This is a genomic window from Luteimonas endophytica (assembly GCF_029887875.1).
Lineage (GTDB): Bacteria > Pseudomonadota > Gammaproteobacteria > Xanthomonadales > Xanthomonadaceae > Luteimonas > Luteimonas endophytica.
The window spans coordinates 158,815-175,605 of record NZ_JARXRM010000028.1; the positions used below are offsets into that span (position 1 = coordinate 158,815).

Genomic DNA, 16,791 nt, shown 5'->3' on the forward strand with positions numbered 1-16,791 from the left:
GCCATGCCCCGCGTCCTCGTCGCCGGTTCCTTCAACGTCGATCACGTCTGGACCGCCGCACGGCTGCCGCGGCCCGGCGAGACCCTGGCCGGCCGCTACGCCACCGGCCCCGGCGGCAAGGGCTTCAACCAGGCGGTGGCGGCGCGGCGCGCCGGCGCCGACACCAGTTTCCTCTGCGCGCTCGGCGCCGACGCCGGCGGCGAGCTGGCGCGCGCGCTGGCGCGCACCGACGGCATCGATCTGCGCGAGGCGCCGAGCGCCGCGCCTACCGGCACCGCCGGCATCTACCTGGACGAGGCCGGCAACAACAGCATCGTCATCGGCGCCGGCGCCAACGCCCACCTGAGCGCAGAGTTCGTGACGGCGCAGGCGGACGCGTTCGCCGATGCGGCGGTGGTGCTGGTGCAGCTGGAATCGCCGGCGCCGGCGATCCTGGCGGCGCTGCGGCGCGCGCGCGCCGCCGGCTCGCTGGCGATGCTCAACCCGGCCCCGGCGAACGCCGAGGTCGGCGCCGAGCTGCTGGCGAGCAGCGACATCGTCACTCCCAACGAAACAGAGTTCGCCGGGCTGCTGGAACGGCGCGTCGGCCGCGCCCCGCCCGATGCCGGAGCGGGCACCCTGCCGGATGCGCAGCTGCACGCACTGTGCCGCGAGTTGCTTCCGCACGGCACCGTGGTGCTCACCCTCGGCGGCGCCGGTTGCTTCGTCTCCCATGCCGAGGACCGGCGCCGCGGAGACGAGGCCGCGTGCTACAGGGCCGCCGCTGCGCCCGCCCGTGTGGTCGATACCACCGGCGCCGGCGATGCCTTCAACGGCGCGCTGGCGGCGTCGCTGGCGCTGCGGCCGGAGGCGCCGTTCACAACGCACGTCGGCTTCGCCACCCGCTACGCGGGGGCCTCCACCGAGCGCGAGGGGGCGGCGGCGGCGATGCCCCACCTCGCTCCCTGATCCTGGCGCGCGGCGCACGCCGCTTGTGCCGTCGCGGTCCCGATCGGCGACAATGCCACCATGCAGATCGGCCGCCACCGCATCGACCCGCCCGTGATCCTCGCGCCGATGGCGGGGGTCACCGACAAGCCGTTCAGGCAACTGTGCAAGCGGCTGGGCGCCGGGCTGGCGGTGTCGGAAATGACCACCTCCGATCCGCGGCTGTGGCACACCCGCAAGTCGCGCCACCGCATGGACCACGCCGGCGAGCCCGACCCGGTCAGCGTGCAGATCGCCGGCACGGTACCGGCGGCGATGGCCGAGGCCGCCCGCCACAACGTCGGCCACGGCGCGCAGATCGTCGACATCAACATGGGCTGCCCGGCGAAGAAGGTCTGCAATGCATGGGCCGGCTCGGCGCTGATGCAGGACGAGGCGCTGGTCGCGCGCATCCTCGAGGCGGTGGTCGCCGCGGTGGAGGTGCCGGTGACGCTGAAGATCCGCACCGGCTGGTGCGCGCAGCGCCGCAACGCGCCCGAGATCGCCCGCATCGCCGAGGCCAGCGGCATCGCCGCACTGGCGATCCACGGCCGCACCCGCGACCAGCAGTACCGCGGCGAGGCCGAGTACGACACCATCGCCGCGATCAAGGCGCGGATATCGATCCCGGTGATCGCCAATGGCGACATCGACTCGCCGCACAAGGCCGCGGAGGTGTTGCGCCTGACCGGCGCCGATGCGGTGATGGTCGGCCGCTCGGCGCAGGGCCGCCCCTGGATCTTCCGCGAGATCGCGCACTTCCTGGCGACCGGAGCGCCGCTGCCGCCGCCGTCGCTGGTCGAGGTGCGCGAGGTGCTGCTCGGCCACCTGCGGGCGCTGCACGCGTTCTACGGCGAGCCGGCCGGGGTGCGCATCGCCCGCAAGCACCTGGGCTGGTACGCGAAGGACCGGCCGGAACACTCGAACGAACAACGCGCCGCCTTCCGCGCCGCGGTCGTTCGTGCCGAGACCGCCGGGGCGCAGATCGCCCTGACCGGGGACTACTTCGACGCGCTGGTCTCCGGCCGGACGCGGCTGCCGGTCGCGGCCTGAATCGGCACCTCGTTGCCCGGCACCGGTCCGTCCGCCAGCCGCGGTTCGTTCCAGATCCGGGTCCACATCCGCGCCAACTGGTCGCGCCGCGGCGTGGCCCATTCCAGCTGCCGGGGCGGGACCCCGCGCCAGCCGCCGGCATCGCGCCGGGCGACCTCGAAATTGAAGCTGTAGTCGGGTTCTGCGCCCATGCGCAGGTCGCTCAGCACCAGGCCGTCGTCGCGGACCGCGGCCTTCATGAAACCGTGGTTGAACCAGGCCAGCCGGCGCACGGACGGCAGGTCCGCGACCTCGGCCAGCGCCTGCGTTGCGGAAGCGTGGCGCCGGAAGCGCATCGGGCCGCGGTCGGCCACCAGCGAGCGCTCGCCCTCGACGAAGCCGTCCGGGGTCATCGCCACCACCCGCCACAGCAGCGTGTTGAGCGGCATCGGCACCGAGAACCGCGGCGCGTCCGCCAGTCCCATCGCCGCCAGCGCCCTTGTGGCTTCCCGCTCCACCATCCCCTTGGCCAGCAGCGACCAGCCCAGGTAGGCCGAACTCAACGCCAGCCCGAGCACCAGCGCGCGCTGCGCGAGCGGGCGCGCGCCGGCGAAAACGGCCACCAGTACGCCGAGCAACAGCCACAGGGTGTACATCGGGTCGATGATGAACACGCTCGACCACATCACCGGGGGCAGCGGCAGCGGCCACAGCAGCTGGGTGCCGTACACGGTGAAGGCATCCAGCAGCGGGTGGGTGAGCAGCGCGAGCTGGATCGCCCAGAACCAGCGCGCCGGCGCCTCCGCGACGCGGCCACCGCGCCTTCGGCACGCGGCCCAGATCGCCCAGGCCACCAACGGCAGCACCAGCAGCGAATGGCTGAGCCCGCGATGCAGGGTCATCAGCGCGACCGGGTCGTCGGTCAGCAGCATGATCGGCAGCGAGTCCAGATCCGGCAGGGTGCCGAGCGCGGCGCCGGCGATCAGCGCGGGGCGGCGGTGGCGCTGCGGGACCACCGCCGCGGCGACGGAGGCGCCGAGCAGTATCTGGGTGAGGGAATCCATGCCGCGATGCTAGCAGGCGGCCGCGTCCCGCCCGGCGCTAAGCCGCACGCGGCAGCCGGGCATCGGCGGCCGCCAGCCGCAGGCGCGGCGGCAGTTCGGCCAGCACCTCGCCACGATGAGAGAGCAGGCGCAGGCAACCGTCGGTCTCTTCCACCAGGGCGGTCCGGCTCTCCACCCAATCGCCGTCGTTGGCATAGACCAGGCCGTCGCGCTGCAGCAGCGCCGCGCGATGAATGTGCCCGCAGACGATTCCGTCCAGGCCGCGCCGGCGCACATCGGCCAGCCCCGCCTCCACGAAGCGCTCGATGTAGCGCTCGGCGGCACCGCTGCGGCGCTTGAGGAATTCCGCCAGCGACCAGTAGCGCCATCCCAGCCGCCGGCGGACGCGATTGAGCGCCTGGTTGCCGGTAAGGATGCGGTAGTACAGCCAGTCGCCGAATTTCTCCTGCAGCCCGCCGAAGTGGGTGATCGCATCGTAGTCGTCGCCGTGGGTGACCAGCAGCCGGCGGCCATCGGCGGTGACGTGGATGGCGCGCCGGCGCAGTTGCATCGCCGGCAGCGCCAGCCCGCAGAAGCGGCGCACGGCGCGATCGTGGTTGCCCGGCACGTAGATCAGTTCCGCACCGGCGCGATGCTGCGCGTGCAGCGCCTCGATCACCCGCTGCTGCGCCACGCCCCAGTGCGCGCGCCGCTGCGCCATCCACCACAGGTCGAAGACGTCGCCGACCAGATACAGCCGCCGGCAGCGCACGCCTGCCAGGAACTCCGCCAGCTCCGCGGCATGGCAGTGCTTGGAGCCCAGATGGAGGTCGGAAACGAATACCGCCCGCCGCACCGGCGCCGTCGCGCTCATGCCGCCGCCTCCTGCCGCTCCGCGCACGCGACCGCGCGCTCCCCCAGGTAGCGCTGCCGTTTTCTCGGCAGCAACCGCCGCACGTCGACCTCGATCAGGCCGTCGATCGAATCGCTGAAGTCCGGATCGATCCCGAACGCCAGGAACCGCGCCCCCCCGGCTTCGCACAGCTCGGTGTACTGCTTGTACAGCGTCGGTACCGTGCTACCGAGCGCGGCCAGGTTCTGTTTGAGCGTCCGAAAGGCGGTGTCCGCGTCCAGTTCGCCGAAGCACGGCGGCGCGGCGAAATAGCGGAACGGCCGCAGCGACGCCGCCAGCGGCTCGTCGCTGCCGTAGTAGCGCTGGTAGTAGGCCACCAGCTGCTCGCGCGCGGCCAGGGGCAGCGCCGCGCTGATCGACACCGCGCCGTACAGATAGCGCACCTGCGGCCAGCGCCGCAGGTAGGCGCCGATCCCCTGCCACAGATGATCGAGACTACGGCCGCCCCAGTAGTCCGGCACCACGAAGCTGCGCCCCAGCTCCAGGCCCTCGGCCAGCCTCGGCACCGCGTCGTCGGCATAGCGGAACAGCGAGGCGCTGTAGAGGCCGCGCAGTCCGTGCCGGGCCAGCAAGGGCGCGACGCGGACCACGCGGTAGGCGCCGGCAATCCGCGAGCGCGCCGGATCCCACACCAGGATGTGCTCGTAGTGGGCGTCGAAGCGATCGAGGTCGCGGCTGCGACCGGTGCCCTCGCCGACCTGGCGGAAGGTCAACTCACGCAGCCGGCCGATCTCCAGCAACAGCAGCGACCTCGCGCTCCCCTGCAGCAGCCGGATCTGCATCCCATCGACGGTCGTGCCCAGCAGCTCCGTCGCCGCGAGCGCGCGCCGCAACCGCAGCGGGTCGAGCGCCGCGGCGAGCGCCTGCGGCGCGGCCCGCGCACGCCGCTCGCGGCCCAGCGCGTACAGCGCGGCACGGATCGGGCGCAGCGCCGAGGCCGCATCGCCCTCGCCGACCTGCAGCGGCTGGCCGATGCACAGCTGCAGCGGACGCGACCGGCGTGCGAACATCTCGCGCGCCAGCAGCGCGGTGGCGGCGGGCTTGTACAGTGCCGAGGCGCCGTAGAACAGGGCCGAGTTGCGCGCCACGATGCGCACCGGCAGGACCGGCGCCGCCGCGGCCCGCGCGTAGCGCACCACGCCGTGGCGCCAGCGCCCGTCGCGCACCCCGCGCCACCCCAGCCGCGACACCTCGCCGGCCGGAAACACGATCACGCAGTGGCCCGCGGCCAGCGCGCGGCCGACCGCGCGCAGGCCGGCGGCGTCGGCGGGTCCGCCCAGGGTCCGCACCGGCAGCAGCAGCTCGCGCAGCGGTTCGATCGCCATCAGCAGGTCGTTGGCGAGGATACGCACATCGTGTCGCACCCGCCCCACGCAATCGAGCAGCGCGAGCGCGTCGAGCGCCCCGGAAGGGTGGTTGGCGACCACCAGCAGCCCCCCCGCGCGAGGAATCCGCGCCAGCGCGTCGTCGGCCACGTGGTACCGCGCCTGCAGGAAACGCAACGCCGCCGCGACGAAGTCGAGGCCGCGCACGTGCCGGTGGCCGCCGAGGAAGGCATCGATGTCCTCCAGCCGCGACCAGCGCCCCAGCGTGCGCAACAGCGGCCGCACCAGACGCACGCGGCGCCCGCGGAACCAGTGCGGGAAGCGTTGCTGCAGGCGCTGTTCGAGCTGGAGCATGACGCGCTGTGAGTTGCCCTGACGGCCGCCAGCCTGCGCCGGGCCCGCGACGCTCCGGTTGCGGCAATGCTGCGCCGCCGTGACACGGCTTTCCGCCGCGCACGGCGAAACCCCGGGATCGCCCGCCCCGGCCGCCGCCCGCGCCGCTGCTCCCGCTTCCCGAGATCCCCGCCGGCCGCGGCCGGAGGACGCCACGCGCGCTCGCGCGCGCGCCGGCGAGGCGGTATCATGCCGGCCATCCTTTCATCCGAATACAGGGATACAAGTCGATGTCCAGCTATCTCTTCACTTCAGAGTCGGTCTCGGAAGGCCACCCCGACAAGGTCGCCGACCAGATTTCCGACGCCGTGCTGGACGCGATGCTCGCCCAGGACAAGCGCGCCCGGGTGGCCTGCGAGACGATGGTCAAGACCGGCGTGGCGATCGTCGCCGGCGAGGTCACCACCACCGCCTGGGTCGATCTCGAGGCGCTGGTACGCAAGGTCATCACCGGTATCGGCTACGACAGCTCGCAGGTCGGCTTCGACGGCGAGACCTGCGGCGTGCTCAACCTGATCGGCAAGCAGTCCACCCATATCGCCCAGGGCGTGGACCGCAAGAAGCCCGAGGAACAGGGCGCCGGCGACCAGGGGCTGATGTTCGGCTACGCCTGCAACGAGGCGCCGGAGTACATGCCGGCGCCGATCTACTACGCCCATCGCCTGGTCGAGCAGCAGGCCAAGGTGCGCAAGAAGAAGAACTCGCCGCTGCCGTGGCTGCGCCCCGACGCCAAGAGCCAGGTGACCCTGCGCTACGACAGCGACAACCGCATCGTCGGACTGGACGCGGTGGTGCTGTCGACCCAGCACGATCCCGGCATCCGCCAGAAAGATCTGATCGAGGCCGTGCGCGAGCACGTGCTCAAGCCGGTGCTGCCGAAGAAGTGGATGGACGCGCTGCCGAAGCGGAAGCTGCACATCAACCCGACCGGCCTGTTCGAGATCGGCGGACCGGTCGGCGACTGCGGTCTGACCGGCCGCAAGATCATCGTCGACACCTACGGCGGCATGGCCCGTCACGGCGGCGGCGCGTTCTCGGGCAAGGACCCGTCCAAGGTCGACCGCTCGGCCGCGTATGCCGCGCGCTACGTCGCCAAGAACGTGGTCGCCGCGGGCCTGGCCGACAAGTGCGAAGTGCAGGTCAGCTACGCGATCGGCGTCGCCGAGCCGACCTCGATCTCGGTGACCACGTTCGGCACCGGCCACATCAGCGACGAGAAGATCGAGAAGCTGATCCGTGCGCATTTCGACCTGCGCCCGTACGGCATCGTCAAGATGCTCGACCTCATCCACCCGGTCTATCAGGCGACGGCGGCGTACGGCCACTTCGGCCGCAAACCGAAGGAGGTGGGTTACCTCGACGGCGCCGGCAAGCAGCAGACCGCGACCGCGTTCTCCTGGGAGAAGACCGACCGCGCCGAAGAGCTGCGCAAGGCCGCCGGGATCAGGTAAGCGGGCCGCACCGGACTTACGGGGTCCGCACCTCGGCGTCGATTCGATCCCACCCGTTACGCACGTCGCCGTCGGCCATCTGCGAAACCTGGGCGAGCCGATCCGCGAACCCGTACGGGTCACCGCCCAGGTTGCGGGCCATCGCCACGGCGAAATCGAATGTCGTCGCGGGCGGCTGGCCATCGCTGCCGCCAACCAGCAGGTTCAGCGGGCTGCTCGGATGCAACACTTCGCCAGCGCTGCGGGTCTGCGACATCAGCGCCTGCAGCTGGCCCTCGCTGAAAACGATCTCGGTCTTGTCGCCGGCCTCGACCGGGCCAGCCCCATCCGGGTTGCCGGTCAGCGCAAGGTTGAGATTGGAGGCGATCATGTCCTCCTCGGCACCCTCGTTCGCCCCCAGGAAGCGGTCGAACCAGCCGTACTCCGGCCGGTCGCCGTCGATGGTGAACTGGTAGGAGCGCTCGGTGACCACTTCGTCGCCCGCAGCGTCGAAGCGCTGGGTGACCTGAAGCGGCACGTTGCCCGAATACTGCAGTTCCGTGGTCAGCGCGTAGGAGCCGTCGGGATAGGTGGTCTGGACCACGCTGCCCAGGTTCTGCGGGCCACCGAAGGAAGCGCTCACCGGGCCCAGATCGGCGCGCAGCTGGGTCTGCGAGGAGTAGTCGACCCGCTCGATGGTAGCCACGTTGTCGACACCCGGGGTCTCGTGCGCGACCTGGCCGGTGGCGCTGAAGTGCGCATACGCGGCCTGCCCGCCGGGCGTGGAGATGTCGAACTCGGCGGTGCGCAGGGTGGCGCCCGACAGATTGTCCTGGCGTCCGACCATCACCGACAGGTCGCCGGCACGCACACCAACGCCGTTGAAGGCCTCGATCGCCTCGGTCGGGCCCATGGTCACGGTCACCGTGTGCTGGTCGGTGCGGGCGACGCTGTAACTGACCCCGGCCGAATTCTCGATCGCGGTCTCAGTTCCGATGTAGCGGAAGGAACCGGCCAGCTCGGTCTCGGCGAATGCCTCGCCGTTCAGCGTCACGCTGCCGCCGACCGGAATCGTGGTCGGGTCGAACGGGTTGACGCCCATCGCCTCGGTCACCGGCCGGTTCTCGCCCGGCAGGGTGACCTTGTACTCGGCAGTGAACCCGCTGCCCGCGCTGGCTTCGGCTTCGAACCCGCCACTGCGGCGGCCGGCTTCGACCTCGGTACTGAACGACGTGCTTGCGCGGGTCGAGGCCGTGAACGAGGTGGTGCCGTCGCTGCTGCTCGTGCCCAGGGTGACGTCGGTCTGGCGGCTGGCTTCGACCCGCACCGGGGAATTCTCGGTCTGCCTTGGCGGTGCCAGCGTCTGGCTCTGGCTGAGGGTGATCTCACCGCCGTCGGGGTTCCAGGTCACGCTGCCGCCCAGCTCGCCCTCCACCTCGACGCCGACCTCCCAGTCGAGCGAGGGGTGGTCGGCCTCGCCGGTGATGGGGTCTTCGCCCACGCTCATCGGCGGCGCGGGGATGGTGACTTCCTCTCCGGTGTAGATGACGCTGCCGGTCTCCCGGGCATTCTGCTGTCGGATCTGCGAGGCTTCCTGGAAGATCTGCGGGTTCGCCTCGCGGATCGCCTGCGGAGTGACGCCGTAGCGCTCGGCGAGCGACGTCAGGCTCTCGCCTGCGGCAAAGCGGTGGACCTGGGAGAGATCCTGGGGCGGGCCAGCGGTGGAACCGCCGCCGTCGATCGCGGTCACGGCCATGACGAACCTCGGTTCGTGGATTCGGAAGGACCCAGTGTGGCGCCGGGCGTCGGCGCACGGAACCTGGGGTTGCCCCCAGCCGGGGCGCGTGTGCGCGCCCGCCGTTCAGCGCCGGCGTCGCAAACGGCGTTGGCGCCCGGCCCAGCCCGGGCGGACACGGCGACCCGGCCATCTTTCCATCCGCAAGAGGCGATATAATCGCCGGGTCCGCCGAGGGGCGCTGCGACCGGCCGCCTGCCTATTCATGCAGGCGAAGCACGGCCAGGCTCGGCGGGTTCCACGCATCAACGGCGCCCGGTTGCCTTCATCCGGCCCCGCGTTCCGCGCGGGCGCCACGAACCGGAGCAGAACCCATGAACGCTGTCGCCAAGCCAGCCGCCGACACCTCGTCCAGCGGCGACTACCGCATCGCCGACATCTCCCTGGCCGACTGGGGCCGCAAGGAGATCGACATCGCCGAGCACGAGATGCCCGGCCTGATGTCGATCCGCCGCAAGCACGCCGCCGCCGCCCCGCTCAAGGGCGTGCGCGTGACCGGCTCGCTGCACATGACCATCCAGACCGCGGTGCTGATCGAGACCCTCAAGGACATCGGCGCCGACGTGCGCTGGGCCTCCTGCAACATCTTCTCCACCCAGGACCATGCCGCCGCGGCGATCGCCGCCACCGGCACCCCGGTGTTCGCCTGGAAGGGCGAGACGCTGGAGGAGTACTGGGACTGCACCCTCGACGCGCTGAGCTTCCCCGACGGCAAGGGCGGCTTTCTCGGCCCGCAGATGGTGGTGGACGACGGCGGCGACGTGACCCTGCTGATCCACAAGGGCTACGAGCTCGAGAACGGCAGCGATTGGGTCGGGTCTTCCTCCTCCAGCCACGAGGAGCAGGTGATCAAGAACCTGCTCAAGCGCGTGCAGCAGGAGCGGCCGGGGTTCTGGACCACCGTGGTCAAGGACTGGAAGGGCGTCTCCGAGGAGACCACCACCGGCGTGCACCGCCTCTACCAGCTGGCCGAGCAGGGCAAGCTGCTGGTGCCGGCGATCAACGTCAACGACTCGGTCACCAAGAGCAAGTTCGACAACCTGTACGGCTGCCGCGAGTCGCTGGCCGACGGCCTCAAGCGCGCCCTGGACGTGATGCTGGCCGGCAAGGTGGCGGTGGTCTGCGGCTACGGCGACGTCGGCAAGGGCTGCGCGGCATCGCTGCGCGCCTACGGGGCCCGGGTGATCGTCACCGAGATCGATCCGATCTGCGCGCTGCAGGCGGCGATGGAGGGCTTCGAGGTCACCACGATCGAGGACACGCTGGGCCGCGCCGACATCTACGTCACCACCACCGGCAACAGGGACATCATCACCGTGCAGCACATGCAGGCGATGAAGGACCAGGCCATCGTCTGCAACATCGGGCACTTCGACAACGAGATCCAGGTGGATGCGCTGAAGGCGCTGGACGGCGTGGAGACGATCAACATCAAGCCGCAGGTCGACAAGTTCGTCTTCGCCAACGGCCACGCGATCTTCCTGCTGGCCGAGGGCCGCCTGGTGAACCTGGGCTGCGCCACCGGCCACCCGAGCTTCGTGATGTCCAACTCTTTCGCCAACCAGACCCTGGCGCAGATCGACCTGTGGGCCAACAAGGATCGCTACGATCCCAAGGTCTACATCCTGCCCAAGCGGCTCGACGAGGAGGTCGCGCGCCTGCACCTGGAGAAGATCGGCGTGAAGCTGACCAAGCTCACCCGGGACCAGGCCGAGTACCTCGGCGTGCCCGTGGACGGGCCGTTCAAGCCGGAGCACTACCGGTACTGAGCGCGGCTGCCGGACAGGCCGGATACACTGAAACGGGCGCCGCGAGGCGCCCGTTTCATTTCAGGCGCATCGGCGCGGCTGGCCGCGACGGCTCAAGCGGCGGGCGCGCACTCGGTGCGGTTGCGGCCGCCGACCTTGGCGCGGTAGAGCGCCGCGTCCGCCTCCCGGTACAGCGCGTCGGCATCCGCATGCCGCCGCACATCGAAGCCGCAGCAGCCGATACTCGCGGTGACCGTCCGCTGCACGCCGTCGAACTCGAGCGGCACCCGCTCCAGCGCCTCGCGGAAGCCTTCGGCGCGGGCGCGCGCCGTGGCGCGGTCGACCGGCAGCACCACGCCGAACTCCTCGCCGCCGAGCCGCGCGCACAGTTCGCCCTCGCCGGGAAACGCCTCGCGCAGCCGGCCCGCGAACCGCAGCAGGCAGGCGTCGCCGGCGAGGTGGCCGAAGCTGTCGTTGATCCGCTTGAAATGATCGATGTCGAGGATCAGCAGCGACAGCGACTGGCCGCCCCCTGCCGCCTCCATCGCGCGTTCGAGGGATTCGGAGAACTCGCGCCGGTTGGGCAGCCCGGTCAGGCCGTCGACGCGGCTCTGGGTGGCGAACACGTCGCGCTGCTGGCGCAGCTCTTCCTCCAGTTCCAGCCGCTCCCAGTACTCGCGGTGGCTGCGCCCCATCACCAGCAACATGTAGGCCATGTAGACCAGCCAGGTGGCGCCGACGCCGAAGGCCACCTCCCCCCAGAGCACCACCAGGGTGGGCGCCATCACGGCTGCGATCGCGATCGCGGCGGGCAGCCGGCGCATGCACAGGGTATGTGCGATCGCCATGCCGAACGCTCCCGAGAACAGCAGCGTGATCAGCGGCGCGGGCGCCGGCAGCGTCGTCTGGCTCCATGCGCTGAACGAGCCCCACGCCACCGCGGTCGCCAGGATCACGCCCCAGATCCTGCGCAGGTAGCGACGCGCCTCCGCTTCGCCCGGTGCGGCGGGCACCGGTAGCAGCACCCGCGCCACCGCCAGCAACACGAGCGTCCCGACCACCAGCAGCCCGGACCACCGGTACGGTGGTGCGAAGCCGGTCACGCCGAATGCGAGCGCTGCGGCAATGCCGTAGAACCCGCCGCCGAGCCTGGCGCGCTGCCGGGTCTCGGCCACCTCCTGGACGAGCAGGTTGCGGGCGCGCAGTCGGCTGCGTTCCTGGGCGACGGGACGTTCGGGCATCCATGCAGGGTAAGCGGAACCGGCCGCCGGCGGCACTTGCCGCGCCGCGGGGCACCCGCGATTCACTTCCATCGCGATAAAGCGATACCATTCACGGGAGCCCGCCCCGCCTGCCGCGATGACCCCGATCTCCTTCGAGTTCTACCCGCCCAAGAACGAGGACCAGCGCACGCAGCTGGATCGCAGCGCACGCAAGCTCAGCGAATACCGACCCGAATACGTCTCCTGCACCTTCGGCGCCGGCGGCTCGACCCTCAGCTACACGCCCGAAACCGTGCGCCGGCTTCACCAGGTGCACGGCCTCGAAGCGGCACCCCACCTGTCCTGCGTGGGCGGCACCCGCGCCGAGATCCGCGAACTGCTGCAGCACTACCGCGCGATCGGCTGCCGCCGCATCGTCGCCCTCCGCGGCGACCTGCCCTCCGGCATGGGCCACCCCGGCGAGCTGCGCTACGCCTCGGACCTGGTGGCCTTCATCCGCGCCGAGTTCGGCGACGCCTTCCGGATCGAGGTGGCCTGCTACCCGGAGACCCACCCCCAGGCCGACGACGCGCTCGCCGACCTGCGCCACTTCAAGGCCAAGGTGGAGGCCGGGGCCGACGCCGCCATCACCCAGTACTTCTACAACGCCGACGCCTATTTCCACTTCGTCGATGCGGCGCGGAAGGCCGGCATCGGGATTCCGATCGTGCCGGGGGTCATGCCGATCGCCAACTTCACCCAGCTGCGCCGTTTCTCGGAAGCCTGCGGCGCGGAGATTCCGCGCTGGATCGGCAGGCGCATGCAGGCCTACGGCGACGACGCCGAGTCGGTGCGCTCTTTCGGTGCCGACGTGGTGGCCGGGCTGTGCGAGCGGCTGATCGCCGGCGGCGCGCCCGGCCTGCACATCTACACCCTCAACCTGGCGCGGCCGACGCAGACGCTGCTCGATCGGCTGGGCGAGCGCAGACCAGCCTGAACGGGCGCCGCCGTTCCACTTCCCGGTGCCGGCCGCCGGCGCTACGCTGGGGCGATGCCCCGCAGCCCGATCATCGGTGCCCAGATCGCCGTCCTGGTTTCGGCGCTGTTCGTGTTCGCCGCGGAACCGGCCGCGGCGCAGATCAACCGCTGCACCACTGCGGATGGGGGCACGGTCTACACCGACCGCAAGTGCAGCGATCTCGGGGCGGTGGAACGGCTGCCGCGCGACGGCAGCGGTGGCCAGGCCCGCGGCTACCGTGGCGGCTGCGCCCGCAACCTCCACGACCTGATCCACGAGATGACCGTGGCCATCGACAGCCGCGACGTCAACCGCCTGGCCGGCGTGTACCACTGGCCGGGCATGTCGCACCGCGCCGGCTACGGCACCATGGACCGGCTGGACCGCATCGTGCAGCAGCCTCTGGTCGATATCGTGGCGCTGCGCCCGGCCACGCCGGTGGTGGTGGTGGAGCGGGCCGGCATCAGCGCACGGGTGACCGCGGATTCGAGCGTGCGGGTGGCGGGCGACCGCCGCCCGGTGGCGCTGCGCGTGGAACAGACCGCGGGCGACAGCGCGGCGCCGGTGCGGACCATCTTCGGCCTGCGACGGCACATGGACTGCTGGTGGGTCAGCCTCTGAAGGCAGCAGCGGGGCGTTCGACGCGCCTTCCCCTCCGCGCTGCCGTGAAGGCGTCATCACATCGTTGAATCTCCCAACGGCGTGCGTCACAGCGGTTCAGGCGTCATTTCACAGAAGCGCACGGACACCATGGTGAGCGACGCGGCGCGGGCGTAGCGTCGCTGCAGGGCTCGCGTTTCCCCCGCAATTTCGCGATCCCGCCGCCGGTGCGCGCGGTGCGCCCCGGTCCCCAACCGGAGAGAGTCATGTCCCAACGCCAGCTTTCAGCGGCCCTCGCGCTTGCGCTTGCCGCCTGCCTCGGCACCGATGCCAGCGCCGCCGAGCCCCCCACCCTGTTCTCGCCACTGCCCGAAAGCGTCGCGGCCACGGCCGGTTCGGACCGGGTGCTGACCGCGATCCGGGCCGATCGGGCCGTGGTCGCCAGCCGCCTGGTGGCGGCCAACGCCGCGCAGGTCGCCGAGTCCACCGAGTTGCTGCTGCTCGAGCTGGAGCCCGGCCTGACCGTGCGCGGCGAGCGACAGATCGCCTACCGCAACCCCGACGGGACCATCGTCTGGTCGGGCCTGCTCGACGCCGACGAGACCCGCGCGCGGCTGCGGCTGTTCGGCGATGCGGAAGTGGCCGATGCGCCCGAGGCCTCGGTGCTGATCGTGCGCAACGGCGATCGCCTCACCGGCACGGTGCGCGCCGGCGCCCGCCTTTACAGGATCAGCCCGCTCGCAGGCGGCGGCCACGTCGTCGCCCGCGTCGACGAAGCGCTGATGCCGGCGGACCATCCCGCAGGTTACCGGCCCCGGCCCGCATCGGCGATCGAACTCGATCCGGCCATGCTCGCCGACAAGGCCAACACCGTGATCCGGGTCGGCGTACTGGTGGCCAACTCCGCGGCCAGCGCCATCGGCGACGTCACCGGATTCGCCAACCTGGCGGTGGCCGAGAGCAACCAGGGTTTCGCCAACAGCGGCGTACAGGTCACCCTGCAGCTGGCCGGGGTCTACACCACGGCCTACAACAGCGCCGGGTTCAGCAACGACCTGTACCGCTTCGCCGCCAACGGCGACGGCCAGCTCGACGGCTGGCACGCCACCCGCAACAGCATCGCCGCCGACGTCAACGTGCTGGTGATCAACAACAGCTCCTCCTGCGGCATCGGCTACATGAACTCGAACGCCAACAGCGCCTTCAGCGTGGTGCATTACAGCTGCGCGACCGGCTATTACAGCTTCGGCCACGAGATCGGCCACAATTTCGGCGCCCACCACAATCCCGAGGCGCCGGCCAACAACACCACCTACGCCTACGGGCACGGGTACCTGCATCCTGGATCGGCGTGGCGCACGATCATGGCCTACAACTGTTCGTCGGGGTGCAGCCGCATCAACTACTGGTCCAACCCGAACCGCACCTACGGGGGCGCGGCCATGGGCACCACTGCCCGGCACGACAACGCACGACTGCTCAACGGCCGTCGCGGCACCGTGGCCGGTTTCCGCTGAGTCCCGCCCGGCCACGGTGCCGGGCCTCCCTCGCCGCCCCAGGCGGCCCGCGCGGTGCGGGCCGCCGTTCTGGCAGAATGCGCCGTCCCCAACGAGGCGGCCCCATGCAGTACCCGGAATGGATCTGGCACAACGGCGCCATCAAGCCCTGGGCCGAGGCCACCACCCACGTCATGGCCCACGCCTTGCACTACGGCTCGTCCGTGTTCGAGGGCATCCGCAGCTATCGCACCCCGCAGGGTCCGGCGATCTTCCGCCTCTCCGACCACAACCGCCGGCTGTTCGCCTCGGCGAAGATCCACGAGATCGATATCCCCCATACGCTGGAGCAACTCAACGCCGCGTGTCGCGAGGTGCTCGTGCGTAACTCACTCGGCGCGGCCTATCTGCGCCCGGTGGCGTTTCGGGGCCTCGGCGGCTTCGGCCTGTCGGCGGAGACGCCGGTGGACGTGGCCGTGGCGGCCTGGACCTGGGGCACCTACCTGGGCGAAGGCGTGCTGGAGACCGGCATCGATGCCTGCGTGTCCAGCTGGCAGCGCTTCGCTCCCAACACCATTCCGGCGGGCGCCAAGGCCGGCGGCAACTATCTGTCCGGACAACTGATCGCGCGCGAGGCGCGGCGGCTCGGGTTCGGCGAGGGCATCGCCCTGGCCTCCACCGGACTGCTGAGCGAGGGCGCTGGGGAAAACCTGTTCCTGGTGTTCGATGGCGTGCTGCACACGCCGCCCTCCAGCGCCGCACTGCTCGACGGGATCACCCGCCACAGCCTGATCGCCCTGGCGCGCGAGGAGGGTCTGGAAGTGGTCGAACGCGACCTGCCGCGCGAGTACCTGTATCTGTGCGACGAGCTGTTCATGTGCGGCACCGCCGCCGAGATCACCCCGATCCGTTCGGTCGACGGCCGCCAGGTCGGCAGCGGCCGCCCCGGCCCGGTGACCCAGCGGCTGCAGGCGCTGTTCTTCGGTCTGTTCGACGGCACCACACCCGACCGCCACGGCTGGCTCGAGCACGTGTAGCCGCGGGCCAACCGGGCACCGCGCAACACGACCGCGGCACCCCGCCGCCGCGGTCGAGATCCGTAGGAGCGTGCCATGCCCGCGAAGGCCGGCGCGACCGGCCGCGCCCGGGATCACCGCCAACCCAACCGGAGGCGCCCGCTCGTTCGACGTTCCGAGGCTTCACCTGTCGACCGCGACCCGCCGGAAGGTCAGGTTGATCCGAGGCCCCAGCGGACGCGCGGTGGCCGGCAGCGCGTGCCGGTAGTGGCGCTGGGTGTCGCCGCGCATCAGCAGCAGGCTGCCGTGCGGCAGTTCCACCGCCAGGCGTTCGCCGCCCTCGCGATGCTTGAGCAGGAAGCGCCGGGCGGCGCCCAGGCTGACCGAGGCGATGCAGGGTCGCGGGCCGAGTTCCGGCTCGTCGTCCGAGTGCCAGCCCATCCGATCGCTGCCATCGCGATAGAGATTGGCCAGCACGCTGTTGAAATCGACGCCGACTTCATCCCGCAGCCGCGCGCGCAGCGGCAACAGGGCCCTCGGCCAGGGATGCGGTTCGAAGCGCGCGCCAGAATACCGGTAGCCGGCGCCCGGGTCGCCGATCCAGCAGCTGCGTCGGGGACTGTCCACCTCGCGGCCGAACATGCGGATGCGGTGCGTCCGCCACTCGACGCCGGCCAACAGCCTCGCGAACAGCGCGTCGGCCCGCGCCGGGCCGAGCCAGGCGGAATCGAAGGCCAGGTCGGCGCCTGGCAGTGCGATCGGGGTCAGGGGCAAAGGTCGTCTCCGGCTCGCGCAGGGCCTCCGCGGTGCACGG

At 71.2% G+C, this 16,791-nt stretch carries 14 protein-coding genes and 1 riboswitch; of the genes, 8 read left to right on the forward strand and 6 right to left on the reverse strand.

The window, feature by feature from the left end; all coding sequences use genetic code 11:
• The first annotated feature begins 3 nt into the window (after nucleotides 1–3).
• Together QFW77_RS08155 and dusB are read left to right on the forward strand one after the other, a co-directional pair.
• Nucleotides 4–948, forward strand: coding sequence for a ribokinase (locus tag QFW77_RS08155; RefSeq protein ID WP_280573986.1), 945 nt, complete (start codon nucleotides 4–6; stop codon nucleotides 946–948).
• 60 nt (nucleotides 949–1,008) lie between these two features.
• The gene (gene dusB, locus QFW77_RS08160; protein ID WP_280573988.1) at nucleotides 1,009–2,019 is read left to right on the forward strand and encodes a tRNA dihydrouridine synthase DusB; all 1,011 of its coding nucleotides are present in this window, start codon (nucleotides 1,009–1,011) and stop codon (nucleotides 2,017–2,019) included.
• On the opposite strand, the gene QFW77_RS08165 is transcribed toward dusB, so the two are convergent.
• From QFW77_RS08165 to olsF, 3 genes are read right to left on the reverse strand one after another with little or no spacing between them, the layout of a single operon-like run.
• Nucleotides 1,968–3,062: a metal-dependent hydrolase gene (locus QFW77_RS08165; protein WP_280573989.1), complete on the reverse strand. Its 1,095-nt coding sequence runs from the start codon at nucleotides 3,060–3,062 to the stop codon at nucleotides 1,968–1,970. The two genes, dusB and QFW77_RS08165, sit on opposite strands and share 52 nt — an antisense overlap.
• Before the next feature lie 37 nt (nucleotides 3,063–3,099).
• The gene (locus tag QFW77_RS08170; protein WP_280573990.1) at nucleotides 3,100–3,915 is read right to left on the reverse strand and encodes a UDP-2,3-diacylglucosamine diphosphatase; all 816 of its coding nucleotides are present in this window, start codon (nucleotides 3,913–3,915) and stop codon (nucleotides 3,100–3,102) included.
• Entirely contained in the window at nucleotides 3,912–5,633 is a 1,722-nt protein-coding gene (olsF, locus tag QFW77_RS08175) for a bifunctional ornithine lipid synthase OlsF (RefSeq protein ID WP_280573991.1), read from the reverse strand. The genes QFW77_RS08170 and olsF overlap by 4 nt, the downstream gene beginning before the upstream one ends.
• 269 nt (nucleotides 5,634–5,902) lie before the next feature.
• On the opposite strand from olsF, the gene metK reads away from it, so the two are divergent.
• Entirely contained in the window at nucleotides 5,903–7,123 is a 1,221-nt protein-coding gene (gene metK, locus QFW77_RS08180) for a methionine adenosyltransferase (RefSeq protein WP_280573992.1), read from the forward strand.
• Nucleotides 7,124–7,139: 16 nt separating this feature from the next.
• On the opposite strand, the gene QFW77_RS08185 is transcribed toward metK, so the two are convergent.
• Entirely contained in the window at nucleotides 7,140–8,858 is a 1,719-nt protein-coding gene (locus QFW77_RS08185) for a LysM peptidoglycan-binding domain-containing protein (RefSeq protein WP_280573993.1), read from the reverse strand.
• Between the two features lie 206 nt (nucleotides 8,859–9,064).
• A riboswitch (S-adenosyl-L-homocysteine riboswitch) is annotated at nucleotides 9,065–9,161 on the forward strand.
• Nucleotides 9,162–9,211: 50 nt separating this feature from the next.
• On the opposite strand from QFW77_RS08185, the gene ahcY reads away from it, so the two are divergent.
• Nucleotides 9,212–10,666 (forward strand): adenosylhomocysteinase, encoded by a 1,455-nt coding sequence (ahcY, locus tag QFW77_RS08190; RefSeq protein WP_280573994.1) that lies wholly within the window; start codon nucleotides 9,212–9,214, stop codon nucleotides 10,664–10,666.
• 92 nt (nucleotides 10,667–10,758) lie between these two features.
• Here the strand turns inward: ahcY and QFW77_RS08195 are convergent, their stop codons facing one another.
• On the reverse strand, nucleotides 10,759–11,886 hold the full coding sequence (locus QFW77_RS08195; protein ID WP_280573995.1) for a GGDEF domain-containing protein: 1,128 nt from the start codon (nucleotides 11,884–11,886) through the stop codon (nucleotides 10,759–10,761).
• 118 nt (nucleotides 11,887–12,004) lie between these two features.
• Here QFW77_RS08195 and metF point away from each other — a divergent pair, with 118 nt between their 5' ends.
• From metF to QFW77_RS08215, 4 genes are all read left to right on the forward strand, one after another.
• Entirely contained in the window at nucleotides 12,005–12,844 is an 840-nt protein-coding gene (gene metF, locus QFW77_RS08200) for a methylenetetrahydrofolate reductase [NAD(P)H] (RefSeq protein ID WP_280573996.1), read from the forward strand.
• A gap of 54 nt (nucleotides 12,845–12,898) precedes the next feature.
• Nucleotides 12,899–13,486: a DUF4124 domain-containing protein gene (locus QFW77_RS08205; protein ID WP_280573997.1), complete on the forward strand. Its 588-nt coding sequence runs from the start codon at nucleotides 12,899–12,901 to the stop codon at nucleotides 13,484–13,486.
• Between the two features lie 245 nt (nucleotides 13,487–13,731).
• On the forward strand, nucleotides 13,732–14,982 hold the full coding sequence (locus QFW77_RS08210; protein ID WP_280573998.1) for a M12 family metallo-peptidase: 1,251 nt from the start codon (nucleotides 13,732–13,734) through the stop codon (nucleotides 14,980–14,982).
• Nucleotides 14,983–15,086: 104 nt separating this feature from the next.
• Nucleotides 15,087–15,998 (forward strand): branched-chain amino acid transaminase, encoded by a 912-nt coding sequence (locus tag QFW77_RS08215; protein ID WP_280574000.1) that lies wholly within the window; start codon nucleotides 15,087–15,089, stop codon nucleotides 15,996–15,998.
• A gap of 162 nt (nucleotides 15,999–16,160) precedes the next feature.
• Here the strand turns inward: QFW77_RS08215 and QFW77_RS08220 are convergent, their stop codons facing one another.
• Nucleotides 16,161–16,751, reverse strand: coding sequence for an alpha-ketoglutarate-dependent dioxygenase AlkB family protein (locus QFW77_RS08220; protein WP_280574001.1), 591 nt, complete (start codon nucleotides 16,749–16,751; stop codon nucleotides 16,161–16,163).
• Between the last annotated feature and the right edge of the window lie 40 nt (nucleotides 16,752–16,791).